This is a genomic window from Sphingomonas sp., from assembly GCF_036402235.1.
In the GTDB taxonomy this organism is placed as follows: Bacteria; Pseudomonadota; Alphaproteobacteria; order Sphingomonadales; family Sphingomonadaceae; genus Sphingomonas.
The window spans coordinates 278,418-304,369 of sequence record NZ_DASWTG010000054.1 but is presented as its reverse complement, the minus strand read 5'-3'; the positions used below and the strand labels follow the sequence as shown (position 1 = coordinate 304,369).

At 68.0% G+C, this 25,952-nt stretch carries 29 protein-coding genes; 13 read left to right on the top strand and 16 right to left on the bottom strand.

Features of this window, described 5'->3' with window-relative positions; translation table 11 throughout:
• Nucleotides 1-453 (bottom strand): hypothetical protein, encoded by a 453-nt coding sequence (locus tag VGD28_RS12140; RefSeq protein ID WP_331028597.1) that lies wholly within the window; start codon nucleotides 451-453, stop codon nucleotides 1-3.
• 221 nt (nucleotides 454-674) lie between these two features.
• On the opposite strand from VGD28_RS12140, the gene ruvA reads away from it, so the two are divergent.
• From ruvA to VGD28_RS12120, 4 genes are all read left to right on the top strand, one after another.
• The gene (gene ruvA, locus VGD28_RS12135; RefSeq protein WP_331028596.1) at nucleotides 675-1,271 is read left to right on the top strand and encodes a Holliday junction branch migration protein RuvA; all 597 of its coding nucleotides are present in this window, start codon (nucleotides 675-677) and stop codon (nucleotides 1,269-1,271) included.
• A gap of 23 nt (nucleotides 1,272-1,294) precedes the next feature.
• A complete protein-coding gene (locus VGD28_RS12130) occupies nucleotides 1,295-1,744 on the top strand; it encodes a hypothetical protein (RefSeq protein WP_331028595.1) in 450 nt (149 codons plus the stop codon).
• An 82-nt stretch (nucleotides 1,745-1,826) separates the two neighbouring features.
• Entirely contained in the window at nucleotides 1,827-2,852 is a 1,026-nt protein-coding gene (gene ruvB / locus VGD28_RS12125) for a Holliday junction branch migration DNA helicase RuvB (protein ID WP_331028621.1), read from the top strand.
• On the top strand, nucleotides 2,842-3,036 hold the full coding sequence (locus tag VGD28_RS12120) for a hypothetical protein (RefSeq protein WP_331028594.1): 195 nt from the start codon (nucleotides 2,842-2,844) through the stop codon (nucleotides 3,034-3,036). Before ruvB ends, VGD28_RS12120 begins: the two co-directional genes overlap by 11 nt.
• A 56-nt stretch (nucleotides 3,037-3,092) precedes the next feature.
• Here VGD28_RS12120 and typA read toward each other — a convergent pair whose 3' ends face one another.
• On the bottom strand, nucleotides 3,093-4,907 hold the full coding sequence (gene typA / locus VGD28_RS12115) for a translational GTPase TypA (protein WP_331028593.1): 1,815 nt from the start codon (nucleotides 4,905-4,907) through the stop codon (nucleotides 3,093-3,095).
• A gap of 43 nt (nucleotides 4,908-4,950) precedes the next feature.
• A complete protein-coding gene (locus VGD28_RS12110) occupies nucleotides 4,951-5,121 on the bottom strand; it encodes a hypothetical protein (RefSeq protein WP_331028592.1) in 171 nt (56 codons plus the stop codon).
• A gap of 161 nt (nucleotides 5,122-5,282) precedes the next feature.
• Between VGD28_RS12110 and VGD28_RS12105 the strand changes: the two genes are divergently transcribed.
• Entirely contained in the window at nucleotides 5,283-6,491 is a 1,209-nt protein-coding gene (locus VGD28_RS12105) for a toxic anion resistance protein (protein ID WP_331028591.1), read from the top strand.
• Between the two features lie 6 nt (nucleotides 6,492-6,497).
• Nucleotides 6,498-7,211, top strand: coding sequence for a hypothetical protein (locus tag VGD28_RS12100; protein WP_331028590.1), 714 nt, complete (start codon nucleotides 6,498-6,500; stop codon nucleotides 7,209-7,211).
• A 3-nt stretch (nucleotides 7,212-7,214) separates the two neighbouring features.
• On the opposite strand, the gene VGD28_RS12095 is transcribed toward VGD28_RS12100, so the two are convergent.
• The 5 genes from VGD28_RS12095 to VGD28_RS12075 all read right to left on the bottom strand — a co-directional run bounded on the left by VGD28_RS12095 (nucleotide 7,215) and on the right by VGD28_RS12075 (nucleotide 11,297).
• Entirely contained in the window at nucleotides 7,215-7,976 is a 762-nt protein-coding gene (locus tag VGD28_RS12095) for an SDR family oxidoreductase (RefSeq protein ID WP_331028589.1), read from the bottom strand.
• A 69-nt stretch (nucleotides 7,977-8,045) separates the two neighbouring features.
• Nucleotides 8,046-8,834, bottom strand: coding sequence for a 3'(2'),5'-bisphosphate nucleotidase CysQ (locus VGD28_RS12090; protein WP_331028588.1), 789 nt, complete (start codon nucleotides 8,832-8,834; stop codon nucleotides 8,046-8,048).
• Nucleotides 8,827-10,173: a TldD/PmbA family protein gene (locus VGD28_RS12085; protein ID WP_331028587.1), complete on the bottom strand. Its 1,347-nt coding sequence runs from the start codon at nucleotides 10,171-10,173 to the stop codon at nucleotides 8,827-8,829. Before VGD28_RS12085 ends, VGD28_RS12090 begins: the two co-directional genes overlap by 8 nt.
• A 46-nt stretch (nucleotides 10,174-10,219) precedes the next feature.
• The gene (gene ubiA, locus VGD28_RS12080) at nucleotides 10,220-11,137 is read right to left on the bottom strand and encodes a 4-hydroxybenzoate octaprenyltransferase (RefSeq protein WP_331028586.1); all 918 of its coding nucleotides are present in this window, start codon (nucleotides 11,135-11,137) and stop codon (nucleotides 10,220-10,222) included.
• Nucleotides 11,130-11,297 (bottom strand): hypothetical protein, encoded by a 168-nt coding sequence (locus VGD28_RS12075; protein ID WP_331028585.1) that lies wholly within the window; start codon nucleotides 11,295-11,297, stop codon nucleotides 11,130-11,132. The genes ubiA and VGD28_RS12075 overlap by 8 nt, the downstream gene beginning before the upstream one ends.
• Before the next feature lie 140 nt (nucleotides 11,298-11,437).
• Between VGD28_RS12075 and VGD28_RS12070 the strand changes: the two genes are divergently transcribed.
• Together VGD28_RS12070 and VGD28_RS12065 are read left to right on the top strand one after the other, a co-directional pair.
• Entirely contained in the window at nucleotides 11,438-12,181 is a 744-nt protein-coding gene (locus VGD28_RS12070) for a 16S rRNA (uracil(1498)-N(3))-methyltransferase (RefSeq protein ID WP_331028584.1), read from the top strand.
• 243 nt (nucleotides 12,182-12,424) lie between these two features.
• Nucleotides 12,425-13,798, top strand: a complete 1,374-nt coding sequence (locus VGD28_RS12065) for a glutamate--cysteine ligase (RefSeq protein ID WP_331028583.1) — start codon at nucleotides 12,425-12,427, stop codon at nucleotides 13,796-13,798.
• Here the strand turns inward: VGD28_RS12065 and VGD28_RS12060 are convergent.
• The 5 genes from VGD28_RS12060 to secB all read right to left on the bottom strand — a co-directional run bounded on the left by VGD28_RS12060 (nucleotide 13,795) and on the right by secB (nucleotide 18,422).
• Nucleotides 13,795-14,376, bottom strand: a complete 582-nt coding sequence (locus VGD28_RS12060; protein ID WP_331028582.1) for an urea carboxylase-associated family protein — start codon at nucleotides 14,374-14,376, stop codon at nucleotides 13,795-13,797. The genes VGD28_RS12065 and VGD28_RS12060 overlap by 4 nt on opposite strands.
• A complete protein-coding gene (gene gntA, locus VGD28_RS12055; protein ID WP_331028581.1) occupies nucleotides 14,366-15,061 on the bottom strand; it encodes a guanitoxin biosynthesis heme-dependent pre-guanitoxin N-hydroxylase GntA in 696 nt (231 codons plus the stop codon). Before gntA ends, VGD28_RS12060 begins: the two co-directional genes overlap by 11 nt.
• A gap of 66 nt (nucleotides 15,062-15,127) precedes the next feature.
• A complete protein-coding gene (gene trpS, locus VGD28_RS12050; RefSeq protein ID WP_331028580.1) occupies nucleotides 15,128-16,135 on the bottom strand; it encodes a tryptophan--tRNA ligase in 1,008 nt (335 codons plus the stop codon).
• Nucleotides 16,136-16,158: 23 nt separating this feature from the next.
• Nucleotides 16,159-17,724, bottom strand: coding sequence for a murein biosynthesis integral membrane protein MurJ (murJ, locus tag VGD28_RS12045; protein ID WP_331028579.1), 1,566 nt, complete (start codon nucleotides 17,722-17,724; stop codon nucleotides 16,159-16,161).
• 188 nt (nucleotides 17,725-17,912) lie between these two features.
• The gene (secB, locus tag VGD28_RS12040; RefSeq protein WP_331028578.1) at nucleotides 17,913-18,422 is read right to left on the bottom strand and encodes a protein-export chaperone SecB; all 510 of its coding nucleotides are present in this window, start codon (nucleotides 18,420-18,422) and stop codon (nucleotides 17,913-17,915) included.
• 187 nt (nucleotides 18,423-18,609) lie between these two features.
• On the opposite strand from secB, the gene VGD28_RS12035 reads away from it, so the two are divergent.
• The 4 genes from VGD28_RS12035 to VGD28_RS12020 all read left to right on the top strand — a co-directional run bounded on the left by VGD28_RS12035 (nucleotide 18,610) and on the right by VGD28_RS12020 (nucleotide 22,844).
• The gene (locus VGD28_RS12035) at nucleotides 18,610-19,260 is read left to right on the top strand and encodes a Tim44/TimA family putative adaptor protein (RefSeq protein WP_331028577.1); all 651 of its coding nucleotides are present in this window, start codon (nucleotides 18,610-18,612) and stop codon (nucleotides 19,258-19,260) included.
• A 9-nt stretch (nucleotides 19,261-19,269) separates the two neighbouring features.
• Complete coding sequence (locus VGD28_RS12030; RefSeq protein ID WP_331028576.1) at nucleotides 19,270-20,508, top strand: murein transglycosylase A; 1,239 nt, start codon at nucleotides 19,270-19,272, stop codon at nucleotides 20,506-20,508.
• 3 nt (nucleotides 20,509-20,511) lie between these two features.
• A complete protein-coding gene (locus VGD28_RS12025) occupies nucleotides 20,512-21,093 on the top strand; it encodes a Smr/MutS family protein (protein WP_331028575.1) in 582 nt (193 codons plus the stop codon).
• A 68-nt stretch (nucleotides 21,094-21,161) separates the two neighbouring features.
• On the top strand, nucleotides 21,162-22,844 hold the full coding sequence (locus VGD28_RS12020) for a putative bifunctional diguanylate cyclase/phosphodiesterase (RefSeq protein ID WP_331028574.1): 1,683 nt from the start codon (nucleotides 21,162-21,164) through the stop codon (nucleotides 22,842-22,844).
• Here VGD28_RS12020 and dapE read toward each other — a convergent pair.
• Complete coding sequence (gene dapE, locus VGD28_RS12015) at nucleotides 22,841-23,962, bottom strand: succinyl-diaminopimelate desuccinylase (RefSeq protein WP_331028573.1); 1,122 nt, start codon at nucleotides 23,960-23,962, stop codon at nucleotides 22,841-22,843. The two genes, VGD28_RS12020 and dapE, sit on opposite strands and share 4 nt — an antisense overlap.
• A gap of 27 nt (nucleotides 23,963-23,989) precedes the next feature.
• Between dapE and VGD28_RS12010 the strand changes: the two genes are divergently transcribed.
• Nucleotides 23,990-24,436, top strand: a complete 447-nt coding sequence (locus VGD28_RS12010) for a cupin domain-containing protein (protein ID WP_331028572.1) — start codon at nucleotides 23,990-23,992, stop codon at nucleotides 24,434-24,436.
• Here the strand turns inward: VGD28_RS12010 and VGD28_RS12005 are convergent.
• Together VGD28_RS12005 and VGD28_RS12000 are read right to left on the bottom strand one after the other, a co-directional pair.
• Nucleotides 24,433-25,104 carry a glutathione S-transferase family protein gene (locus VGD28_RS12005; protein WP_331028571.1) on the bottom strand — a complete coding sequence of 224 codons (672 nt, stop codon included), beginning with the start codon at nucleotides 25,102-25,104 and terminating at the stop codon, nucleotides 24,433-24,435. The genes VGD28_RS12010 and VGD28_RS12005 overlap by 4 nt on opposite strands.
• Before the next feature lie 139 nt (nucleotides 25,105-25,243).
• Nucleotides 25,244-25,951 (bottom strand): hypothetical protein, encoded by a 708-nt coding sequence (locus VGD28_RS12000; RefSeq protein WP_331028570.1) that lies wholly within the window; start codon nucleotides 25,949-25,951, stop codon nucleotides 25,244-25,246.
• Nucleotide 25,952 lies beyond the last annotated feature (1 nt).

Below are 25,952 nucleotides of genomic sequence, written 5' to 3'. Positions count from 1 at the left end.
TCAGGCGGCGCGAGCCGGTCGAAGCGCCGGCCCTTCGGCGTCGTTGGCGGGCGGGGCAGGGCGCCGGCTACGCGGCGCGCGCCGGCGGCCCGCCGCCCGCTCGGGCAATCGCATCCGTACCCACGCTGCCGCGCCGCGCAGCCGCACGGACGCGGCGGTCGCGATGGCGACTGCGATCGCATCGATTGCGGCAATGAACTCGACGCTGGCCAGCAGCCCCATCAACTCGGGGACATACATGCTGTAGAGCCTCAGCCCTTCCTGTCCCATCAGCCAGAACAACAGCGCCGCGAACAGCAATGCGCCCGCGGCGAAGATCGCTTGCCCGCGACTGAAGCGATTGAACCATGCCGCCGGGCGGCGGATCAGCACCGCGCGCATCGACCGCCCCGCATCGGTGGTCCCGGCCAGAAGCAACGCCGCCCACACCAGCAGCAATCCGATTGCGATCATCCGCTCTGTCCCCCTCACTGGAGGAAATGGGATGTCCGTCACGGCTGCCAAGGGGAGGGCTGGCAATTTCCCTTTCCTACACCCCATCGTTCCGCTTATGTACCGGGCGTGACCAGCGATCCGATCCTCGCCCGCGCGCGGCCGATAACCCGACGCCGTTCCGCGCGTGGAAACTGCTCGATTCCGTCAACCTTGCCAGTTTCGGGTATCAGGATACCGGCATGATCGCGCATCTCAACGGCCATCTCGCCGCCACCGGCATCGATCATGCGGTGATCGACGTGAACGGCGTCGGCTATCTCGTCGGCGCTTCGGCGAAGACGCTCGCGGCATTGGGCGCGCTTGGCGAATTCGTGACGGTTCACACCGAAATGCTGGTGAGCGAGGATTCGATCCGCCTGATGGGCTTCGCATCGGCGGAGGAACGCGACTGGTTCCGCCTGCTCACCAGCGTGCAGGGGGTGGGCGCCAAGGTCGCGCTGGCGATCCTATCGATCCTCTCGCCTGCGGAGGTCCAGACCGCGGTCGCCCGCGCCGACGCCGCGATGATCGCGCGGGCGAACGGCGTCGGCCCGAAGCTCGCCCAGCGCATCGTCAACGAATTGAAGGACAAGGCAGGCGGCATCGCGCTCGGCGGCGGGGCAGGGGCCGCGGTCCCGGCGAGCGGCGCGGCGAACGACGCGGTCTCGGCCCTGCTCAACCTCGGCTTCAAGCCCGCCGAGGCGAGTGCTGCCGTGAATGCCGCGAACGACGAGCTGGGGCCGGGCGCGAGCCTCGACGCGCTGGTGCGGCTCGCGCTGCGGAAGGCCGCGAAGTGAGAGAAGTATCTGATAAAGACTTGATGATCGAGGTGGCACGTCTTGAGTTGCAAGCGTTAGCGGAATTCCGGCAAATTACCTTGGAGCAGCATACCTCAGGTTACAAATGGCTCACCGCGTCGCTTCTAGCTGTAAACGGGGGGGCTGCGGCCGCCCTATTAAGCGCAGACAAGATTAGGCTCACCGATGTCCGATGGGCATTCGTAGCTTTTGTTTTCGGTATCCTCCTCTCACTGGCAAGCGCTCGGTTAAACCAGTCTTTTGCGATGAAGGCGCTTCCCAGTTTGCAGGAGATGTCCGGATATTGGGCCTCTGTTATGGTCACCGGCGCGCGAGACGATGCCAGAGAGAAGGCGCTCAATGGGAAAGCGAAAAGTAGCATGCGAGGAGCTTGGCTGGGGCAGGCAGCGGGCTGGGCATCCGCCCTATCTTTTGTCGTAGGTGTTGTGCTGGTTGGATTAAATGTCCGATGATTGAAGTGGAGAATTGGTCATGAGCGCCGTTTTTCCCACTATTGGGCAATTGGCGGGTGGTCACCTTACTGAAGGATCGCGTATCACCGACGACCGCATCCTCACCGCATCCCGCCGCCCCGAGGACGTCGATGCCGCGCTACGCCCCAAATCGCTCGACGAGTTCGTCGGCCAGCGCGCTGCGCGCGACAATCTGCGCGTGTTCATCGATGCCGCCCGCACCCGCGGCGACGCGCTCGATCATGTGCTGTTTTTCGGCCCGCCCGGCCTCGGCAAGACCACGCTCGCGCAGATCATCGCGCGCGAGATGGGGGTGGGGTTTCGTGCCACCTCGGGCCCGGTGATCGCCAAGTCGGGCGATCTCGCCGCCTTGCTCACCAATCTCGAGGATGGCGACGTCCTGTTCATCGACGAGATCCACCGCCTCGCCCCCGCGGTCGAGGAGGTGCTCTACCCCGCGATGGAGGACCGTGCGCTCGACCTGATGATCGGCGAGGGTCCCTCGGCGCGCAGCGTGCGGATCGACCTGCCGCGCTTCACCCTGGTCGGCGCCACGACGCGGCAGGGCCTGCTCACCACCCCGCTGCGCGATCGCTTCGGCATCCCCGTGCGCCTGCAATTCTACACGGTCGAGGAACTGACCCAGGTCGTTACCCGCGCCGCGGGCCTGCTCGACCTCCATATCGCCCCGGATGGCGCGGCCGAGATCGCGCGCCGCTCGCGCGGCACGCCGCGCATCGCTGGCCGCCTGCTGCGCCGCGTGCGCGACTTCGCCAATGTCGCGGGCGAGGCGACGGTGCACGCGAAAGCCGCTGACGCCGCGCTCAACCGGCTTGAAGTGGACGCGCTCGGCCTCGACGCGATGGATCGCCGCTACCTCACCATGATCGCCGATATCTACAAGGGCGGGCCGGTGGGGGTGGAGACGCTCGCCGCGGGCCTCAGCGAGCCGCGCGACACGATCGAGGAAGTGATCGAGCCGTATCTGATCCAGATCGGGATGATCGCCCGCACCGCGCGCGGCCGCTGCCTCAACGCGGCAGGCTGGAAGCATCTTGGCCTCAACCCGCCCGCGGGCGCACAGGACGGATTGTTCGATGCCAAATAGCTGGTTCTGGAGGGCCGCGCTGACGGCCGTCATCGTCTATTGCGTGGCGCAGGCGGTCCGCGATTTGCGTGCGAAACGCTACGCCTGGGCAGCAGCGGCTGTGATCGCTGCCGCCTTGCTCCTTATCATGCCGGTCCAGACGCACGCCGTGAAGATCGATCTGCCCGCGGCCAGCCCGCCATAAAACAGCGCCCGGGAGTTTCCTCCCGGGCGCCGCTCTTTCTCATTGCTGGATAGCGATTACGCCGCCTTCGCCCGGCTCTGCCGCTTGCGCTCGTGCGGATCGAGGAAGCGCTTGCGCAGGCGGATGGTCTTCGGGGTCACCTCGACCATCTCGTCGTCGTCGATGTACGCGATGGCCTGCTCCAGCGTCATCTTCTTGGGCGGGGTCAGGCGGATCGCGTCGTCCTTGCCCGACGAGCGGATGTTGGTCAGCTGCTTCGCCTTCATCGGATTGACCTCGAGGTCCTCGGGCTTGGCGTTCTCGCCGATGATCATGCCCTCGTACAGCGCCTCGCCATGGCCGACGAACAGGATGCCGCGATCCTCCAGGCTGTTGAGCGAATAGGCATTGGCCTCGCCCGTGCCGTTGGAGATCAGCACGCCGTTCTTGCGGCCCTCGATCACGCCCTTGTGCGGCCCGTACTTCTCGAACAGCCGGTTCATGATGCCGGTGCCGCGCGTGTCCGACAGGAACTCGCCATGATAGCCGATCATGCCGCGCGAGGGCGCCGAGAAGGTGATGCGGGTCTTGCCGCCGCCCGAGGGGCGCATGTCGGTCATCTCGGCCTTGCGCAGGTTCATCTTCTCGACCACCGCGCCCGAATGCTCGTCGTCGACGTCGATGATGACGGTCTCGTACGGCTCCATCTTTTGTCCGTCCTCCTCGCGCAGCAGGACGCGCGGGCGGCTGATGCCGAGCTCGAAGCCCTCGCGGCGCATCGTCTCGATCAGCACGCCGAGCTGGAGCTCGCCGCGGCCGGCGACTTCGAAGCTGTCCTTGTCGGCGGCTTCGGTGACCTTGATCGCGACGTTGGATTCGGCCTCGCGGAACAGGCGGTCGCGGATCATGCGGCTGGTCACCTTGGTGCCCTCGCGGCCCGCCATCGGGCTGTCGTTGACGGCGAAGCGCATCGACAGCGTCGGCGGATCGATCGGCTGTGCCTGGATCGCCTCGCTGACCGAGGTGTCGGCGATGGTGTTGGCGACGGTCGCGACGGTCAGGCCGGCGAGGCTGATGATGTCGCCCGCCTGCGCCTCATCCACCGGCACGCGCTCAAGACCCCGGAACGACATGATCTTCGACGCGCGGCCGGTCTCGAGGACATTTCCCTCGGCATCCAGCGCGTGGATCGCCTGGTTTACCTTGACCTTGCCCGAGGTGACGCGCCCGGTGAGCACGCGGCCGAGGAAATTGTCGCGGTCGAGCAGCGTCACCAGGAAGGTGAACGGCGCGTCGGCGTCGAGCGCGGGCGGGGGCACGTGATCGACGATCTTCTGGAACAGCGGCTCCAGCGTGCCCTCGCGGAGGGAGGGGTCCTCATTGGCATAGCCGTTGCGGCCCGATGCGTAGAGCACCGGGAAGTCGAGCTGCTCGTCGGTCGCGTCGAGGCTGACGAACAGGTCGAACACCTCGTCCAGCACTTCCTGGATGCGTTCGTCCGGTCGGTCGATCTTGTTGACCACGACGATCGGACGCAGGCCGAGCTTCAGCGCCTTGCCGGTCACGAACTTGGTCTGCGGCATTGCGCCTTCGGACGAATCGACCAGCAGGATGACGCCGTCGACCATGCTGAGGATGCGCTCCACCTCGCCGCCGAAATCGGCGTGGCCGGGGGTGTCGACGATGTTGATGCGCGTGCCGTTCCACTCGACCGAGGTCGGCTTCGCAAGGATGGTGATCCCGCGCTCCTTCTCGAGGTCGTTCGAATCCATCGCGCGCTCTTCGACGCGCTGGTTGTCGCGGAAGGTGCCGGACTGGCGGAAAAGCTGATCGACGAGCGTGGTCTTGCCATGATCGACGTGGGCGATGATCGCCACGTTGCGAAGGTTCATGCGAATATCCTGGATGCCGCGGAATCGCGGGTTGCGCGCGCCCTTAGCGGAATTTGTGCGGCGCGGGAAGGGCCGGCGATTCGTCGGGGGATTCCGCCTTCAGCCGATAGGCCTTGTTGAGATCGACGGCCGCGGGCGAGGGCTGGGCGGCCGTGGAGACCGGCACCCACACCGCGATCGAACCGGCAATGATCATCTTCAGCCTGCGTTCCATGCCGCCCGTCCTAGCGGACATATGTTAACGGTCCGCGTCATCTGGAACCCCTGACAAGATCGGTCGGTTGCACCATAGTTCAAGTGTATTATATTGGCGATACACTTGAAGCGCATGCGGTTCGCGTTCATCTTGTGAGGAACCGCTGGAGAGATGGGCAAATGGCGACCGAGACTGCGACTGCCGAGAAGACCGACGACCTGGTGCTGACCGCGCCGGAGCCGCTCAAGGAGCGGTCGCCCGAGAAGATGGCGGGGCTGGTGCCCGTCGACGAGAGCAAGAAGACCGAGCTGGTCAGCCGGGTCGAGAGCTTCATCGACGACCTGGTCGCGCAGGACGTGAACTCGCCCGAGTTCGGCAAGCGCGTCGATGCGATCACCGCGATGGGATCGAAGGAAATCCGCGACGCTGCGGGCCAGTCCAACCGCTTCCTCGATCGGCCGGTGCGGGCGATGGACAAGGATGTCGGCGTCGGCAAGGACCTGGCCGAGCTGCGCCGCGTGGTCGAGGATCTCGATCCCGGCAAGAAGGGCGACCTGACGCAGCGCAAGAAGCTGTTCGGCTTGATCCCGATGGGCAACAAGCTGCGCAACTATTTCGACAGCTACAAATCGAGCCAGACGCACATCGCCTCGATCCTCAAGAGCCTGCAGTCGGGCAAGGACGAGCTGCTGATGGACAATGCCGCGATCGACGTGGAGCGGCAGAATCTGTGGGCGGCGATGGGCCGGCTCGAGCAGATGATCTATATCTCCAAGGAGATGGACCAGCGGCTCGAGGACAAGGCGCTGGAGCTCGATCACAGCGATCCGGCCAAGGCCAAGGCGATCCGCGAGACCGCGCTGTTCTACACCCGCCAGCGCACGCAGGATCTGCTGACGCAGATGGCGGTGACCGTGCAGGGCTATCTGGCGCTCGATCTGGTCAAGAAGAACAATGTCGAGCTGGTGAAGGGTGTCGATCGCGCCAGCACCACCACCGTCGGCGCGCTGCGCACTGCGGTGACGGTGGCGCAGGCGCTGACCGCGCAGCGGCTGGTGCTCGACCAGATCACCGCACTCAACACCACCACCGCGAACATCATCGATTCGACCGGCAACCTGCTCAAGCAGAACACGGCGATGGTGCATGAGCAGGCGGCGAGCAGCACGATCCCGATCGAGACGCTGCAGCGCGCGTTCCAGAACATCTACGACACGATGGATGCGATCGACACGTTCAAGCTCAAGGCGCTCGACAACATGAAGACCACGGTCAACGTGCTGTCGAACGAGGTGGAGAAGTCGAAGGGCTATATCGCCCGGGCCGAAGGCGCGGCGCAGAACCAGCTCTCGGGCAATGCCGAGACGTTCAAGCTGGAGGCGCTGTAAGCAGCGATGCCGACCGAGATCGACCGCCAGATCGACCGCGCCAGCGAGGTGCTCCACCGCTCGCGCGAGCGCTATACGACGCTGAACACCCGCGCCAAGAAGCGCCGTGATGCCGAGATCCTGACCCGCATCGGCCGGATCGCCGGCGCGGCGGGGGTGATCGTGATCGGCGCGATGATCCTGGGCTGGTTCATCCCGCTGGGCATGGGCGGCGCGCTGATCGTGATGGCGCTGCTGATCGTCGCCACGCTGTTCTTCGGCCTGGCACCGGCGAGCAGGGAAGTGGCGCCCGAGAAGTTCGGCGAGGCGCCGCTCGCGACGCTGCCGCTCCGCACCGAGGAATGGCTCGATCGCCAGCGGCCGACGCTGCCCGGCGCGGCGATGCCGCTGCTCGATTCGATCGGGATGAAGCTCGACGTGCTGGCCGGGCAGCTCAAGACGCTCAACGAGGGCGAGCCGGCGGCCGCCGAGGTGCGCAAGCTGGTGGGCGAGCAATTGCCCGAGCTGGTCAAGGGCTATCAGCGCGTGCCGCAGAATCTGCGCGGGCAGGACCGGTTCGGCCAGTCGCCGGACAAGCAGCTGATCGACGGGTTGAGCCTGATCGATCAGGAGATTTCGGACATGTCCTCCCAGCTCGCGCAGGGCGACCTCGATGCGCTGGCGACGCGTGGCCGATACCTGCAGGTCAAGTATCGCGGCGACGACGAGGTCGGCGGCTGATCCTCACGTCTTGGTGACCGAGGCGCCGCCGTCGACCGCGATCGCGGCGCCGGTGACGAAGCTTGCGGCATCCGACGCGAGGAACAGCGCCATCTCGGCAATTTCCGGCGGCTCGGCGAGGCGCTTGAGGGCATGGAGCTGCTCCATCCAGGCCTGAACGCCGGGATCGGCGTCCGGCTGGCGAGCGGCGCTGGCGGGTGTGTCGGTGCCGCCGATGATGAGCGCGTTGGCGCGCACGCGCTGCGGCCCCAGTTCCACCGCCAAGGTGCGGACGAGTCCGAGCAGCCCGGCCTTTGCCGCGGCATAGGCACCCATGCCGGGGATGCCGTTGGCGGCGCCGACGAAGCTCGAGCTGAACAGGATCGATCCACCGCCCTGCGCGGCCATCGCCACGGCCTGATGCTTGGCGCCGAAGAAGGCCGCTGTGAGGTTGGTGGCGATCGTCCAATCCCAGTCCCGGGCGGCAAGGCCGGTCAGCGGGCCGGCGGCTCCCACCGCGCCGGCATTGTTGAACGCGATGTCGAGCCCGCCAAAGCGATCGGTGGCGAGCGCGACGAGCGCTTCTGCATAGGCTTCGTCGCGGACGTCGCCGGCGAGGATGGCGACATCGCCGTCCAGATCACCGGCGACGCGTTCGAGCTCGCCGGCGCGCCGTGCGGCGAGGACCAGCTTTGCTCCCTCCGCTGCGAAGCGCCGCGCCGCCGCCTCGCCGATCCCCGAGCTGGCGCCTGTGATGATCGCAACCTTGCCGTCAAGCCTTGCCATGTCCGTCTCCTTTGGTTCGGAGCGGGGACATGCAATCTGTGACGGCAGCGCGCTTCCCGGGGCTTGCCTTCAAAAGCGCGGCCGCCCCAGCGCTGCCACGGCGCGTTCGCGCAGATGATCGGCCGCAGCCTGATGGATGCCGGGTGCGGCGGTGAGCACGCCGAAGGCTTCGCCTGCGGGGGTGTTGAAGCGCAGCTTCTTGCCGAGCGCATCGGTGACCCTGGCGCCTGCCTCGCGCGCGATCAGCGTGGCGGCGGCGATGTCCCATTCGTTGCCCCAGCGGAAGGTGGCGAGCAGATCGGCATCGCCGGACGCGACCATCGCCATGCGGAGCGCGATCGAATTGGGCTTGTGCACCATCGTCAGGTGACGATCGACCTTGGGGAGGTCGTCGGCGGGGACGCGGGCGCCGGCCAGCTCGCCGCGATCCGAAGCGGCGATCGCCTTGCCGTTGAGCGTCGCGCCCTTGCCCTTCTGCGCCAGCCAATGCTCGCCGCGGACCGGAGCATCGAGCACGCCGATCACCGGCTGGCCATTCTCGACCAGCGCGACCGAGACCGCCCAGCCGGGGCGATGGCGCAGGAAATCGCGCGTGCCGTCGATCGGGTCGACCACCCAGATCCGCGTGCAGGAGAGGCGCGCATGGTCGTCGGCGGTCTCCTCCGACAGCCATCCGGCATCGGGGAGTAGGGCGGAGAGGCGGGCGCGGAGCAGCGCGTCCACCGCAAGATCGACCTCGCACACGAAATTGTCGGGCGATTTCTCCCACTTGCGCACATCCTGCCCGTAGCGGGCAACCGCCAGCCGGCCCGCCTCCGTCGCGATGGCGCTGACCGCGGAGGCGAGCGCGTCAGGCACTGGCGACGGTCATCCCGTCGATGCGCAGGGTCGGCACGTTGATGCCGTAGCGGAATTCGAGATCGTTGGCGGGAACGAGCCCCGCGAACATCGACTGGAGCGTGCCGGCGACGGTGAATTCCGAGACCGGCCGCGTGATCTCACCATTCTCGATCAGGAAGCCAGCCGCCCCGCGGCTGTAGTCGCCGGTGACGATATTGACGCCCTGGCCAATCAATTCAGTCACATAGACGCCATAGCTGATGTCGGCGATGAGGGTTTCGACCGGGAGCTTGCCGGCCTCCATGAACAGGTTGCTGGGGCCGACCCCCGGAGCGCCGCCGATGCCGCGGCTGGCATGGCCGGTGGGCTCCAGCCCGAGCTGGCGCGCGGCGGCGCTGTCGAGCAGCCAGGTCTCGAGCCTGCCGTCCTCGATCAGCGCGACCGGCGAGACCGGCAGGCCCTCGCCGTCGAACGGCCGCGAGCGCAGGCCGTGCGGGCGGTGCGGATCGTCCTGGATGCGGATGCCGGGCGCGAAGACGCGCGTGCCCATCGCATCGAGCAGGAAGCTGGTTTTCCGCGTGATCGCGCTGCCCGAGATCGCGCCGCTGAGATGGCCGAGCAGGCTGGAGCCGACCCGCGGATCGAGCACCACCGGCATCGCGCCGCTCTTCACCCGGCCGGGGCCGACGCGCGCGACGGCGCGCTCGCCCGCGCGGCGGCCGATCGCTTCGGGCGATTCGACATGACGGGCGTGGCGGGCGCTGTGGTGTGCATAGTCGCGCTCCATCGCGCCGGCCTCGCCGGCAAGGACGCTGGCCGAGAGGCCATGGCTGGTCACCGCATAGGCGCCGGCAAAGCCGTGGCTGGTGGCGAGCGCCCAGATGCTGCGGCTGGCCGATGCGCCGCCGCCCTCGCTGTTGGTAACGCCGGGGACGGCGCGGGCGGCATCCTCGGCGGCGAGCGCGCGGGCCTTGAGCGCCGAGGGATCGCCCAGCTCGCCGTCGTCGAGGTCGAGATCCGGGACGGTGCCCTTCAGCAGCCGCTCGGCGGGCGCCAAGCCGGCCCATTCGTCCTCGGGTGCCTCGCGCGCCATCGCCACCGCGCGTTCGGCGAGGGAGTCGAGCGCGGCGGGGGTGAGGTCGGTTGAGGAGATGCTGGCCGAGCGAGCGCCGCAGAAGACGCGCAGGCCAAGCTCCTCATGCTCCGCGCGGCCGACATCCTCGAGCGCGCCGAGGCGCACCGAGACCGACAGGGATTCGCCGCCGGAGAGCATCGCATCGGCCGCGTCTGCGCCCGCCTTGCGCGCGCGGGCGATGGCGTCCTGGACTCGGTCTCGGGCCTGTTCGGGGGTCAGCATCGCGGCGATCTAGGGAGCGTGAGGCCGAACGTCAAAAGGCGCCCCGTCAAACCGCCGTCGTCCCGACGACGAAGCAGGCGGCGAAGACGAGCAGACCCGCCAACCGGTTCGAGCGGAAACGATGGAGCGCATTGGCCCCGTCGGCGGGGATCAGCGTGCCGACCTGCCACAGCAGGTGGGCCGCGGCGGGGGCGAGCGCGACGAGGACGAGCTTGTCGGGACGGATCTGCCACAGCGCCGCGCCCCACAGCGTCAGCGCGATCGCGTAGAAGGCGGCGACGCCGAGCCTGACATTCTCGCCCAGCCGCCGGGCCGAGGAACGCACGCCGACCAGCGCATCGTCCTCGACATCCTGCAATGCGTAGATCGTGTCGTAGCCGATCACCCAGAAGATGCTGCCTGCGTAGAGCAGCAGGGCAGGGGCGGGAAGCGCGCGCGCGACCGCGGCCCAGCCGACCAGCGCCGCCCAGGAGAAGACGAGGCCGAGCCAGGCCTGCGGCCACCAGGTGATTCGCTTCATGAAGGGATAGGCCGCGACCAGCGCGAGGCTGGCGAGCGCGATGATCGCGGCGAAGGGGTTGAGCTGGACGAGGACGATGAGGCCGATCAGGCAAAGCGAGACCAGCCAGATCCATGCCGCTTTCAGCGTCACCACGCCGTTGGCGAGCGGGCGCGAGCGGGTGCGCGCGACCTGCCGGTCGAGGTCGCGATCGACGATGTCGTTATAGACGCAGCCCGCGCCGCGCATCGCGATCGCGCCGAGCAGGAACCAGAGGATCAGGTCCCAGCGCTCGACCGCGCCGCCCGCCAGCGCGATCGCCCAAGCACCGGGCCAGAACAGCAGCCACCAGCCGATCGGCCGGTCGAACCGCGCGAGCAGCGCATAGGGCCGCGCGGCGGCGGGAAGCAGGCGGATCAGCCCGCGATGCTCGGTATCGGGGACGGTCTGGGCCGTGTCAGACATGTGTGTACGGCGTGTCGAAGTTGACAAAGTTGACACGTTTGAGGGGTGTCATGCGCGGTGTCGGAAGAGAGGGTGAAGCCGTGAAGGTCATGCTTTCTGCTGCCACAAGCGGCACCTTGTAGGACAGCGGTTTTTCCGGGTTCGCGCTGTTCATGTTCATCGTCATCCCGGCCTTGAGCCGGGATCCAGCTTTCTGAAGGTAGGTGCCCGGAAGAAGCTGGGCCCCGGCTCAAGGCCGGGATGACGAGGATTAGAGAGGGCCGGGGTGACGAAGTTGGGAAGTGTGGTTAGGGCAGGGACATGATCGCAACCCCCGCCTGGCCGCCGCAATCGACCCCGCGCCTGTTCGTCGAGCCCGCGCTTTCGGCGGGCGAGCTGCGGCGGATCGACGGGGCGCAAGGGCATTATCTGGCGAGCGTCATGCGGCTCAAGGCGGGCGATCCGGTCAAGCTGTTCGACGATGCGACCGGGGAATGGCTTGCGGTCGCCGCCGAGGTGCGCAAGCGCGACGTGACGCTGGAGCTGCGCGAGCGGTTGCGCGCGCGCGAGGCGGTGCCCGACCTGTGGCTGTGCGCCGCGCCGATCAGGAAGGGGCGGATCGACTGGGTCGCGGAAAAGGCGTGCGAGCTGGGCGTGGCGCGGCTGGCGCCGGTGCTGACCCGGCGCGCGGTGGTCGACAAGCTCAACCTCGACCGGCTGCGCAGCCATATGATCGAGGCGGCCGAGCAATGCGGGCGCACCGCGCTGCCCGAGCTGGTTGAGCCGGTGAAGCTGGCGGCGATGCTGCGCGACTGGCCCGCGGAGCGCGCGCTGTTCTTCGCCGACGAGACCGGCGGCGCGCCGGCGCTGGAGGCAATGCGGGCACATCCCGGCCCGGCGGCGATCCTGATCGGGCCGGAGGGCGGGTTCGACGCGGAGGAGCGCGACGCGATCCGTGCGGTGCCGCAGGCGGTAGGCATTTCACTCGGGCCGCGGATCCTGCGCGCCGAGACGGCGGCGGCGGCGGCGGTGAGCCTGTGGATGGGCGCGGCGGGGGATTGGTGAGCAACTAAATCCTCCCCCGCCAGGGGGAGGTGGCATGCGCAGCATGGCGGAGGGGGCGGACGCACGACGGCAAGAGCCGAGCGCATCGCTGTCCTCCCCCTCCGACGCCTTCGGCGCCACCTCCCCCTGACGGGGGAGGATTGAGCTTCCCGTCTGCGGCGAAGCATGAGCGCTTAATCCCACTGAAAATCGGGGATTTCATCCCCTCTTTCGCGGATCGTTACGCGCGCCTAAATGCCGCGCATGAGCACCAAGACGGCTGTAAGCAGCAACGCGCCTGTCATCGAGAGCCGTCAGCAGCTCCTCGACTATTTTGCCAGTGGCGAGAAGCCCGCGACACGCTGGCGAATCGGCACCGAGCACGAGAAGTTCGTCTATTCGACGAAGGACTGCCACGCCCCCTCCTATGACGAGGCGGGCGGCATCCGCGACCTGCTCGCCGAGCTGACCCAGTTCGGCTGGTCGCCGGTGACCGAGGGCGACAACGTCATCGCGCTGTCCGGGCCGGACGGCACCGTCAGCCTCGAGCCGGCGGGACAGCTCGAGCTGTCTGGCGCGCCACTGGAGAACCTCCACCAGACCTGCGCCGAGACCGAGCGGCATTTGCAGCAGGTCAAGGCGGTGGGCGAGAAGCTCGGTCTCGGCTTCCTTGGCCTGGGCATGTGGCCCGACAAGGCGCGCAGCGACCTGCCGGTGATGCCCAAGGGCCGCTACGGCATCATGCTGCGCCATATGCCGCGCGTCGGCAGCCTCGGCCTCGACATGATGCGGCGCACCTGCACGATCCAGGTGAACCTCGATTATTCGAGCGAAGCGGACATGGCGCAGAAGTTCCGCGTCGGCCTGGCGCTGCAGCCGCTGGCGACCGCCTTGTTCGCCAACTCGCCTTTCACCGAGAAGCAGCCCAACGGCTATCTCTCCTATCGCAGCCATATCTGGTCGGACACCGATCCGGCGCGCACCGGCATGCTGCCGTTCGTGTTCGAGGACGGGTTCGGCTACGAGCGCTATGCCGAGTACGCCCTCGATGTGCCGATGTATTTCGTCTATCGCGACGGGAAATATATCGATGCGGCGGGGCTGAGTTTCCGCGATTTCCTCAAGGGTGAGCTTTCGGTCCTGCCCGGCGAGAAGCCGACGATCGACGACTGGGCCGATCACCTGTCGACTGCCTTCCCCGAGGTGCGGCTCAAGACCTTCCTCGAGATGCGCGGCGCCGATGGCGGGCCGTGGAACCGGATTTGCGCGCTGCCGGCTTTGTGGGTGGGGCTGCTCTACGACCAGGGCGCGCTCGATGCGGCATGGGATCTCGTCAAGGGCTGGGACATGGCCGGGCGGCAGGCGCTGCGCGACAGCGTGCCCAAGCTGGGCCTAGACGCGCCGCTGCCGGGCGGCGGCAAGCTGCGCGACATCGCCGGGCAGGTGATCGACATCGCCGGTGCGGGGCTGACTGCGCGCGGTAGGCTCAACTCGGCAGGGGACAACGAGAGCGGCTTCCTCGACCCGCTGCGCGAGATCGTGCGCACGGGCAAGGTGCCGGCCGAGCTGCTGCTCGAGCATTATCGCGGGCAGTGGGAAGGCGATGCCTGCCGGATGTACGCGGAGAACCGGTTCTAATCGATCGCGTAGTCGATCGGCTTGAAGCTGCCGTTGTTCGACTGAAGCGCCGAGCAGGCGGTGAGGCCGATGATCAGGTCCTCGCACGCGCGGAAGGCAATGCGGTCGCCCGCCTTACTCAGCGGCGGATCGACGCGCAGCGCGCCGGTGGCGCCGTCGACCGGCACGTTCATGAAGCAATTGAACGCGACCGGGATCATGTCCGGCTCGATCCCCCACGGCTCAAGCGCCGCGGCGAGGTTGCCGAAGCAGCCGCGGTGCGGATCGGTGTCGCCGTAGAGGATGCGGAACGTGTCCTTCGAGCAGGGCGTAAGCAGGAAATCGTGGCGGCCGACATCGTCCGCGAGGATCTCGAGCAGCACGTTGCTGCGGTTCGAGTAGAGCCTGTCGCCGGTGGTGAGGTAGATGCGGCTGGCATAGTCGAGCGTGCGGCCCGATGAGATCACCTCGCGGATATCGTCGCGGCGGAAGGCGAGGAGGTCGGCGACCTGCTCGCCGCTGGGGTCGATGACGGTGAGCGTCTGGCCCTTGCGAAGCTCGAATGCGGTGCCGGTGCGCGGTGCGATTCTATGCGGCACGGCCGGCCTTCCTGCGCCCGGAGAAAGGACATTTCCAGCCGGGCTCGACCGCTCGGCCGCTATACTGGCGCGCTTCCGAGGCGGTGCCGTGGCGGGCGAGCATCGGATTGGGTTCGCCGGCGAGTTCAATGTCCCGCTCGATGATCGCGCCGCGCAATTTCTCGTACATGCCCTTGGCGCGCAAACGCTCGAACTGGTCGTGGAGGTTGAACACCAGCGCGGGGCGCTCGAAGCGGCGGGCCGGGCGGCTGGCGCCGGGATGGAGGCCGACGACGAAGAACGCCTCGCCGCCGAAGCTCAGCGAGAAATGCGGATCGTCAGGGGCGTGGCTGACGCGCGGGTCGGGCTGCTGGCCGAGCCAGTCGTCCTTGTCGCTGAGCGACTGGAGCCGTGCCCACAGGTTGGTCTCGAAGCCGAGCTCGTCGAGCGCGGGGTCTTCCTCGAACAGCACGACCAGCGACTGGAACAGCACCGGATCGGCGCGATAGGAGGCGGCGAGATCGTGCAGGCCGGGCAGGATGCGCAGATCGTCCCAGGCCGAGCGGATGTCGCGGCCGATGACGAAGCGCATCTGATCGCGTGCCAGCGCCGACTTGGCGCCGACGCAGGGGAATTCGGGATCTCTGACAAAGGCCTGGAAACGGCGGGCGAGCGGATGGTCTGCTTCATTGACGGGCTTGCGCATGCGCAAACAACGGCGCCCGCGCGAATAGGTTCATGCGGGCGCATATTTTGTTTTCGATGCAGTGGCTTAGATCAACAGCCCCATCGTCTCCTGTACCTTGCGCAGCAGTGGAGCGGCGAGCGTGGCGGCGCGTTCCGAGCCGTCGCGCAGGATCGCGTCGACCGCGGCGCGATCGGCGGTGAGGCGCACCATCTCGTCGCGGATCGGGCCGAGCTTCGCCACCGCGAGGTCGGCGAGCGCGGGCTTGAAGCTGCCGAAGCCCTGGCCGGCATATTCGGCGACGACATCTTCGGGCGTGCGGTCCGACAGCGCGGCGAAGATGGTGACGAGGTTCTTCGCCTCGGGCCGGTCCTTGAGGTCGTCGAACGTCTCGCCGAGCGGCTCGGGATCGGTCTTCGCCTTGCGGAACTTCTGCGCGATCGCCTCGTCGTCGTCGATCAAGTTGATGCGCGCGGCGTCCGAGGGGTTGGACTTGGACATCTTCGATGCCGCATCGCGCAGCGACATGATGCGCGGGGCCTCCTTGCTCACCAGCGGCTCGGGCTGGACGAGCAGCTCGACGCCGTAATCGAGATTGAACTTGGCGGCGATGTCGCGCGCCAGCTCCAGATGCTGCTTCTGGTCCTCGCCCACGGGGACGTGGGTGGTCGAATAGAGCAGCACGTCGGCAGCCATCAGCACGGGATAGTCGTAGAGGCCGACGCTGGCGCCCTCGCGGTTCTTGCCCGCCTTGTCCTTGAACTGGGTCATGCGGTTGAGCCAGCCGACGCGGGCGACGTTGTTGAGCAGCCAGGCGAGCTCACTGTGAGCGGGGACAAGGGCCTGGTTGAACAGGATCGACTTCTTGGGATCGATCCCGCTCGCGATCATCGCGGCGGCGATCTCGAAGGTGTTGGCGTGGAGCGCCTGCGGCTCGATCCATTCGGTGAGGCCGTGGAGGTCGGCGATGAAGTACATGCTCTCGCCGCCCGCCGCGTCGATGTCGGCCTGCATCCCCACCCACTGCTTGATGGCCCCCAGATAGTTGCCGAGGTGGAGGTTGCCCGTGGGCTTGATGCCGGAAACGACGCGCATGTGACTTCTCTGAGCTTGGATTTTCAGGCGGCGCGACGCCGGAACAGCGCCTTCAGGTCGCCGATCCGCACCGCTCCGGTGCCGAAGCACGCGACCGCGTACACCAGGCAGCCCGCGCCGACCAGCACCAGCATCGCCGCGGTGCGGATCGTCCACGCGCCGTGGATGTAGGGCGTGAACAGGTCGTTGAGGAAGAACATGACGGCGCCCATCGCGACCGAAGCACCGACCAGCCTCCACAGGCGGCGCTTGAGCTGATCGTCGGCGATGAAATGGCCGCGCTTCGCCAGCGCATGATAGAGCAGCGCGACATTGACCCATGCCGCGACGGCGGTGGCGAGCGGCGGCCCCATATGCTGGAGCGGCACGATCAGCGCGAGGTTGAGCGCGAGGTTCACCGCGATCGAAGCGGTGGCGTAGCGCACCGGGGTCTTGGTGTCCGAGCGGGCATAGAAGCCCGGGGTCAACACCTTGACCAGGATATAGGCGGGTAGGCCGACCGAGAAGGCGGCGAGCGCTTGCGCGGTCTTGACCGTGTTCTCCGCCGTGAAGGCGCCGTGCTGGAACAGCGCCGCGACGATCGGGGCGCCGCAGATCACCAGCGCCGCGGTCGCGGGGAGGGTGAGGAACAGCGCCAGCTCGGTGCCGCGATTCTGGGTGTGCATCGCCGCCGCATCGTTCCCCGCGCCGAGCTGGCGGGCGATGGTCGGGAGGAGGACGGTGCCGAGGCCGATGCCGATCAGCCCGAGCGGGAGCTGGTTCAGCCGGTCGGCATAGTAGATGTAGGAGACCGAACCCTCGGTCAGCATGCTCGCGGCGAGCGCGGTGGAGATGATCAGGTTGATCTGCGTCGCGCCCGCGCCCGCGGCGGCGGGGCCGATCAGCGCGAGCAGCTTCCTGACGTCGGGCGACAGGCGCGGGAGGCGCAGGCGCAGCTTCACGCCGCTGGCGCGGCAGGCGAGCCAGAGCCACAGCAGCTGGAGCGCGCCCGAGACGGTGACCGCGATCGCCTGGTTGCGCGCGGTCAGCAGCGTGTCGTCGTTATGGAAGAACAGCAGCGCCGCGATCAGCGTCAGGTTGAGCAGGATCGGGGCGGCGGCGTTGACCCAGAATTTGTGCAGCGAGTTGAGGATCCCGCCGAGCAGCGAAACAAGGCTGATCAGCAGCAGATAGGGAAAGGTGATGCGCGACAGCTCGACCGCGAAGGCGAATTGCGCGGGCGTCACGTTGTTGAACCCGCCCGACATCGCCCAGACGACCGGGTAGGCGGCGATCTCCATGATCGCGGTGAGCAGGATCAGGATCGGGAGCAGGACTGACAGCGCTTCTTCCGCAAAGGACAGCGCTGGCCTGGTATCGCCGCCGGCCTCGCCCACCTTCTTGCTGAACATCGGCACGAAGGCCGCGCTGAACGCCCCCTCCGCGAACAATGCGCGGAACAGGTTGGGCAGGCGGAAGGCGATCAGGAAGGCGTCGGACGCGAAGCTCGCCCCGACATAGCGCGCGAACAGCGAGTCGCGGACCAGCCCGAGCACGCGGCTGGCCAGCGTCAGCCCGCCGATCGACCCGAGTGCCCGGATGAGGTTCATGGTCTTGCCATTCTCTTGTGGCGTTCCAATCCTCCCCCGCCAGGGGGAGGTGGCAAGCGCAGCCTGACGGAGGGGGCGGACGGCAAAATAGTCTGAGCGCTCAGGCGGCTCGCATCCTCCCCCTCCGTCGCCTTCGGTACCACCTCCCCCTGGCGGGGGAGGACAGAGGAGGTGCCCCTCGCCAAGCTTCAGGCCTGGCCGGCTTCCCCGGCGGCGCCCTCGGCGGCGCGGGCCTCGAGCTGCTGGTAGTAGAGGCCGTTGAAGTCGATCGGCTCGAGCATCAGCGGCGGGAAGCCGCCGTCGCGGACGGCATCGGCCAGCACGCGGCGCGCGAACGGGAAGAGCAGGCGCGGCGCTTCACCAAGCAGGAAGGGCTGGAGATGCTCGGCGGGGATGTTGCGGGCCGCGAACAGGCCAGCATAGGAAAGATCGACGACGAACGCGACCTGGCCTTCATTCTCGGCGCGTACATCGATCTTGAGCACGACTTCATAGACGTCCTGCCCGACTTCGCCCGATCCGATGTTGAACTGGACGTCGAACTGCGGCTGGCCCTGCATCTGATAGACCGCAGGCGAGTTCGGATTCTCGAACGAGAAGTCCTTCACATATTGCGAGATCACGCCTACCGAGGGGGCGGTATCGGCGCCGTTCGCGAGCGGCTCACCAATCGGCGCTGCGTTTTCCGGCTCGTCCATCGTTCGAAAGTCCTTCTTGTCTGGGATATTTATCGCGGTGATCCGCGTTGGAAATGACGGTCGCGCCTAGCAGGGGCGATGCGGTGTTTCAACGGGCCTGCGCGGGATCGGTTCACGATGCCGTTCATGCTATATTTGAATCGGGCGCGTATCCTGCCTATGTGGAGCGTGAAACGAGGTGTCCGAAGTGTATCTAGTCGTCCTGTTTGCAGCGATCGCGGCCTTTCTGGCGCTGAGGCTCTATTCGGTGCTGGGCAAGCGCACCGGCCATGAGCAGCAGCAGCCGTTGCCGCGCGCGGCGGACGAGCGCGTCGGCGCGCCGCCGATGCCGCGCACGATCGACATGCCGGCCGAGGTCCGCGATGCCGGCCCGCGCGCCGTGGAGCCGGGCGCCGAGGGCGGGCTGCGTGCGCTGATCGCCGCCGACCCGTCGTTCGACGTCGCCCAGTTCGTCGAGGGCGGGAAATCGGCCTACAAGATGATCCTCGAGGCATTCTGGAAGGGCGACCGCGACACGCTGTCCTGGCTGGTCGAGGACGAGGTGCGCGACAGCTTCACCGCCGCGATCGACGCGCGCGAGGCTGCGGGCGAGACGCTCGACAACCGCCTGATCTCGATCGAGCGCGCCGCGATCTCCGAAATCGCGGTGGAGGGCCGCATCGCGCGAGTCACGATGCGCTTCGACGCCGATATCGCCGCGGTGACGCGCGACAAGGACGGCAACGTCATCGCCGGGTCGCTGACCGATGCGGTCGACACGCACGATGTGTGGACGTTCAGCCGCGATCTGCGCAGCGACGACCCGAACTGGAAGCTCAGCGATACCGACGAAGCGTAAGGGGTAGATATGCGCGCCTGGGGGGTAGCGGCACTGGCCGTAGCGGTTAGCGCCTGTTCGTCGGGCGTGGTGCCTTCGCGGCCGGGTACGGTGCGGCCCGCGCCGGCCAATCCCTCGGTTCCGGTCCGTCAGCCGACTGCGGCGACCCCGCTCGCGCCTCGGCCCGCGCCGGCGGCGAGCGCGACCGCCGCGACCGCCGCTGCGGCAGGGCTGGTCGCAGGGCCCGACATCGCGACGCTTCCGATCACCTCCGCCGGGGCGGCACGCGCGCTGGAGGCGTTCCGGATCAGCTGCCCGAGCCTGGTCAAGCGCACCGACGCCAGCGGGCTGACCCGCGCCGAGGACTGGCGCGCGGCGTGCGATGCGGCACGCACGACCCAGGCCAACGGCGCGACGGCGTTCTTCGCGCGCTATTTCGAGGCGGTGCAGGTCGCCGACGGCAAGGCGTTCGCGACCGGCTATTACGAGCCGGAGATCGCGGGATCGCGCACGCGGCGGACCGGCTATGAGGTGCCGATCTATGGCCGGCCCGGCGACCTGGTCGACGTCGATCTCGGCACCTTTTCGGACAATCTCAAGGGCCGCTCGATCCGCGGCCGCGTCGATGGCACCAGGTTCGTGCCTTATCACGACCGCACCGCGATCGAGCAGGGCGCGCTCGCCGGGCGTGGGCTCGAGATCGCGTGGGCGGCGGATCCGGTCGAGCTGTTCTTCCTGCAGATCCAGGGCTCGGGACGGCTGCGGCTGCCCGATGGCGGGATCATGCGCATCGGCTATGCCAGCCAGAACGGGCGCGACTATACCGGGATCGGCAAGCTGATGATCGACCGCGGCATCCTGCCCAGGGGGCAAGGGTCGATGCAGGGCATCATGGCCTATCTGCGCCAGAACCCGGAACAGGGCCGCGCGATCATGCGCGAGAACAAGAGCTACGTCTTCTTCCGCGAGCTGACCGGCGCGGGGCCGCTGGGCGCGATGGGCTATCCGGTGACCGGGCGCGGCAGCGTCGCGGCCGACCCGAAGTTCGTGCCGATGGGCGCCCCCGTCTTCCTCTCGATGGACCGGCAGGACGCGACCGGCATCTGGGTCAATCAGGACACCGGCGGCGCGATCAAGGGCAGTAACCGCTTCGACACCTTCTGGGGCGCGGGCGACGATGCGCGCGCGATCGCCGGCGGCATGTCGGCGCGCGGCACCGCCTGGTTGCTGTTGCCCAGGGGAACGCTCGCGCGCCACGGCGCGGACTGACCGATGAACAGACCGCCGCGAACGATGACGCCCGAGGAACGGGCGCTGTGGGCGCGCGTGATCGCCACGGTGACGCCGATTGCGCGCGAGCCGGTCTCGGCCAAGGCGCCGCCGCCCAGGGCGCCCGTGCCGGCGGCTTCCGAACCCGCGCCGGTCGCGCGCGTGAAGGGGCGTGTGCCGCCCTCGCCGTCGCCGAGGCCCAGACCCGCTCCTCCCCCCGCCGATACGCTCGACGCAAGCTGGGACCGCCGGCTGAGTCGGGGACTCGTCGCGCCGGAAAGCGCGATCGACCTGCACGGGCACACGCTTGCCAGTGCGCATGCGCGGCTCGACCGCGGCCTGGAGGGGGCGATCGCGCGCGGCGACCGGGTGCTGCTGCTGATCACCGGCAAGCCGCCGCGGCCCGAATCGGAGCGGCCGCATGCGCGCGGCGCGATCCGCGCGGCGGTGGGCGACTGGCTGGCGGCATCGCGGCATGGCGACCGGATCGCGGCCGTGCGGGGCGCGCATCCGCGGCATGGCGGGCAGGGGGCACTCTACATTGTCCTGAAGCGTCAAAGGCCCGTCCCGGCGCAGAAATCTTAACCCTTTCGGACCTATATCGGCCCCTCGTCCGCAACCGGTCGGTAATCTTGGGGGACCACGCAGCCGCGATGAACGGGTTTTCGCTCAAAAATCGCGCGATCGTATTTGCGATCTGCGCCGGAGCGTTCGTGTTCATCCTCGCGCTCGCAGCCACCTCGCGCGGGCATTTCGACACCGAGAACGCCGGGCGCGCGCTGATCGCGGCGATCATCTGCGCAGCGATGTGCTGGGCCTATGCCGAGCGGACCATCGCCTCCACCGCGGCGGCGATCGATGCCGCGATCGAGCGCCTGGCAAGCGCCGCGAACGGCGACCTGCAGAGCGAGATTCCCTCCGAAGTGGCGGAATGCGTGCCGCCGCTCGCCGAGGCCATGGACGCGCTGTTCCGCCAGCTCCACTCGAACCTGGAGAGCGTGCAGCGGCTGGCGCTGTTCGATCCGGTCACCGCCTTGCCGAACCGCATCCACTTCCGCCGCAGCTGCGAGCGCGTGCTGACCGAGCTTCCGCCCGAGACGATGGCGGCGCTGTTCTTCATCGATCTCGACCGGTTCAAGGCGGTCAACGACACGCTCGGCCATGCGATGGGCGACCAATTGCTGGGCATGGTCGCCAACCGGCTGCGCGCCGTGGCCGACCGGTTCACGGTGGAGGGCGAGCTGCGTCAGCCGCTGATCGGCCGACTGTCCGGAGACGAGTTCACGATCTTCTTCCCGGCGATCGCCAATATGCGCGATGCCGACCGGATCGGCCGCGGGATCCTGTTCGCGCTGTCCGAGCCGTTCGACCTTGCCGATCAGGAAGTGAGCATTGGCGCGTCGGTGGGCATTGCGATGCGGCCCGAGCACGGGACGACGCTGACCGATCTGATGCGCGCGGCGGACGCCGCCATGTATCACGCCAAGGGCAATGGCCGCGGCCGCGCGGAGCATTTCTCCGATCAGCTCGCGACCGAGATCGCCGAGCGCGCCCAGCTGGAGACCGATCTGCGCGGGGCAGTGGAGCGGGATCAGTTCGCGCTGGTCTATCAGCCCCAGATCAGCGCCGGCGACGGCCGGATCGTCGCTGCCGAGGCGCTGTTGCGCTGGAAGCACCCCGAGCGCGGCCTGTGCCTGCCCGGCAGCTTCATCGGCCGCGCCGAGGAAACCGGCCTGATCGTCGAGATCGGCGAATGGGTGGTGGAGAATGTCGCCAACACCATCGCCCGCTGGGGCAAGCTGGGCGTCGAGCAGCGCATGGCGGTCAATATCAGCCCGCGCCAGCTCGACCATGCCGCCTTCTTCCGCCGGCTGCGCGATGCGATGCAGGCCGCGGGCGCACCCGCGCGATTGCTGGAGCTGGAGATCACCGAGACGCTGGCGATGCACTGCTCGCGCGAGGTGATCGACGCGATCGCCGCGCTGCGTGCCGATGGCGCGAGCATCGCGATCGACGATTTCGGGACGGGCTATTCCAACCTTGCTCGGCTGCGCGACCTGCCGCTCGACCGCGTCAAGCTCGACCGCAGCCTGGTCGAGAATGTCGCAACCGACGCCGAGGCGCGGACCATCGCGCAGGCGGTGATCGGCCTGCTCCACGGCATCGGTTGCGAGGTGGTCGCCGAGGGGATCGAGACTCAGGGCCAGCTCGACGTGCTGCGCGTGATCGGTTGCGACGTGCTGCAGGGCTATGTCATCGCCCAGCCGATGACCGAGGACGACTTCATCGCCTGGGCACGGCAAGCGCCCCGCCTCGAGGCGAGGATCGCCGGCTAGGCGTAAACCCGCCGCAACAGATTTTCGTAGATCGCCGTCAGCCGGTGCAGGTCGTCCAGCGCGACCGCCTCGTCCAGCTTGTGCATCGTCGCGTTGAGCAGGCCGAACTCGACCACCGGGCAGATGCGCGAGAGGAAGCGCGCGTCGGAAGTGCCGCCGCTGGTCGACAGTTCGGGGCGGATGCCGGTCTCGGCCTCGATGGCGTCGCTGACCAGCGCCGACAGCGTGCCGGGCTCGGTCAGGAACGCCTCGCCATAGACGCGGCCGCGGACGATGGCGGCGGGGGCGTGGACATGGGCGATGCGCTCGATCCGCTCGATCAGCGCGTTGCCGCGATGCCGGTCGTTGAAGCGGATCGAGATGCGCGCGGCCGCCTTGCCGGGAATGACGTTGGTGGCCGGGTTGCCCACGGCCAGATCGATCACCTCGATGTTCGAGGGCTGGAACCAGTCGGTGCCATCGTCGAGCACGATCGCGTCGATCTCGGCCAGCGCGCGGACGAGGCGCGGCACCGGATTGTCGGCAAGGTGGGGGTAGGCGACATGGCCCTGCCGCCCCGGGACCTCGATATCGATCACGGTCGATCCGCGGCGCCCGATCTTGATCGTATCGCCGAGCCGGTGCGCGGAAGTGGGTTCGCCGACCAGGCACATGTCCGGGGTCAGGCCGGCCGCGGCCATCCGCTCCATCAATGCGAGCGTGCCGTAGGTCGCCGGGCCTTCCTCGTCGCCGGTGATGATCAGGCTGAGGGTGCCGGTGGCGGGAAGCGCGGCCACCGCCGCGGTGAAGGCGGCGATCGCCCCCTTCATGTCCACCGCGCCCCGCCCGTAAAGCAGGTCGCCGCGCACCTCCGGCTCGAACGCGTCCGAGGTCCAGCCCTCGCCCGGCGGCACCACATCGAGATGGCCGGCAAAGGCGAAATGCGGGCCGGGGCCAGCGGTGCGAACGGCGAGCAGATTCTCGACCGGGCCGTCGGGCGCCTCGCCCGCGACGAAGCGGTCGACGGCGAAGCCGAGGGGCAGAAGCGCGGTTTCGAGCACGTCGAACACCGACCCCCGCGCAGGCGTGATACTGGGCGCGGCGATCAGGGCCTTGGTGAGTTCGACGACGTCGGGCAAGATGGCCTCCAATCTTTGGAGGCTCCATTGCCCAAGCTCTATCTCGACACAATCCCGCAGATCAATGCGACCGGCTATCCGCCCGAATATGCCGGGGTGGTGCAGGAGCGCTGGTATCGGCGGCTGGCACCCGCGGCGGGCCTGAGCGACTTCGGCGCGAGCCATGTGGTGCTCAAGCCCGGCGCCTGGTCAGCGCAGCGCCACTGGCACGCAGGCGAGGACGAGCTGGTGGTGATGATCGCGGGCGAGGCGGTGCTGGTGGACGACGATGGCGAGACGCCGCTGCGCGCGGGCGACGTCGCGGCTTTTCCGATGAACGACGGCAACGGCCATGTGCTGCAGAATCGCGGCGATGCCGATTGCGTCTATGTCGCGATCGGCAAGCCGTCGGTCACCGACTGCCATTATCCCGATATCGACCTGCACCTGTTCCCGGGCGAGGGCTTCCGGCGCAAGGACGGGAGCGCGTTCTAGGCGCCGTTCGGCGTCTGCTCGAACTGCTCCAGCACCCATTCCTCCTCCTGCGCCGCCGCGATCCAGTCCTGCATGAAGGGGTGCTGAAGCACCGCGGTCATATAGGCCGGGGCGAAGCGAGCGACCGGGAGCGAATAGGTGACGAAGCGCGTGACGACCGGCGCGAACATCACGTCCGCCGCGCCGAACTGGCCGAACAGGAACTCGCCCTCGCCGCCGAAGCGCGCGCGGGCCTGCGCCCATAGCTCCATGATGCGCTGGATGTCCTGCATCACATCGTCGTCGGGGGTCTTGGGCTCATAGACCTGGCGGATGTTCATGCTGTGCTTGCGGCGCAGCGCAGCGAAGCCCGAATGCATCTCCGCCGCCATCGAGCGCGCCATCGCGCGCGCCGCGGGATCGGCGGGCCAGAATTTGTCGCCGCCCGACTTCTCGTTGAGATACTCGACGATGGCGAGGCTGTCCCATACCACCGCGTCGCCGTCCCACAGGATCGGCACCTTGCCCGAGGAGGGCGCGAACTCGTCGCCCTCGCGGCGCTTGTCCCAATCCTGGTCATAGAGCGGGACCACCACTTCCTCAAACGGCAGGCCCGAAAGCTTGCAGGCGAGCCAGCCGCGCATGGACCAGGAGGAATAGGCCTTGTTGCCGATGATGAGCTTGAGCATGGCCGGGGGATAGCGGCGGGGCGGGGCCGGGGCAACGCTGTTGGATGTTCCGGACAGGTGCGGCATGGCCGCGGATAATAAGAACGCGTCCGGACGGGTGTCCGGACGCGTTCCGCTCAACCGCTCAGGGCGGCAGGATTCAGTTCGTCGTCGTTGCGGCCGGCGCGACTTCCACGGCTGGGGCGGCGGGCGGCGGGGCGGCGGGCGCTGCCACGACGGGCAGCACGATCGGGATCGCGGCGGTGGTATGGACCTTGAGCTCGCGACCCTGCTCGACCACCGCGCTGCGGCCGGTGACGAACAGGCCGCCGATCACGCCGGCGGCAGCCACAGCGCCGACCGCCGCGCCGGTGTTGCCGCTGCCCTCCTGCCGGAACTCGCCCGAGACGGGGACGCGCTGTCCCTCCAGCTCGAGGCTGTGGAACGAATAGGTCATCTTGGCGCTCTTGCCGAACGCGCCCTTGCCGGTGCGCCAGGTGACGACCCCGTTGGCAGGCGTTCCCTTGCGGATCACCACCATGTTGCCGAGCATCACGTCCTGCGCCACCGAGGCGACGAACAGATCGCCTTCGCGCGCCTTCTTCGAGTTGAGCTCGGCGTTCATCTTGAGGACGATCTCGGTGTTGGCGGGCAACACCGCGTCGGCGGCAACGGTCGGCGTGGCGGCGACAACGCCGACTGGCCAGGTGAGCGTGACGGTCTTGATCGCATCCTTGGGCGCGGTGACGCTGGCCACGGCCTCGGCCACCTTTACCGCCTCCTTGTCGGGCTTCTTGTCCTTGGCGATCGCCGGCGCGGCGATAATAACGAACGCAGCCGCAGTCGCGGCCCAAAATGCCTTCTTCATG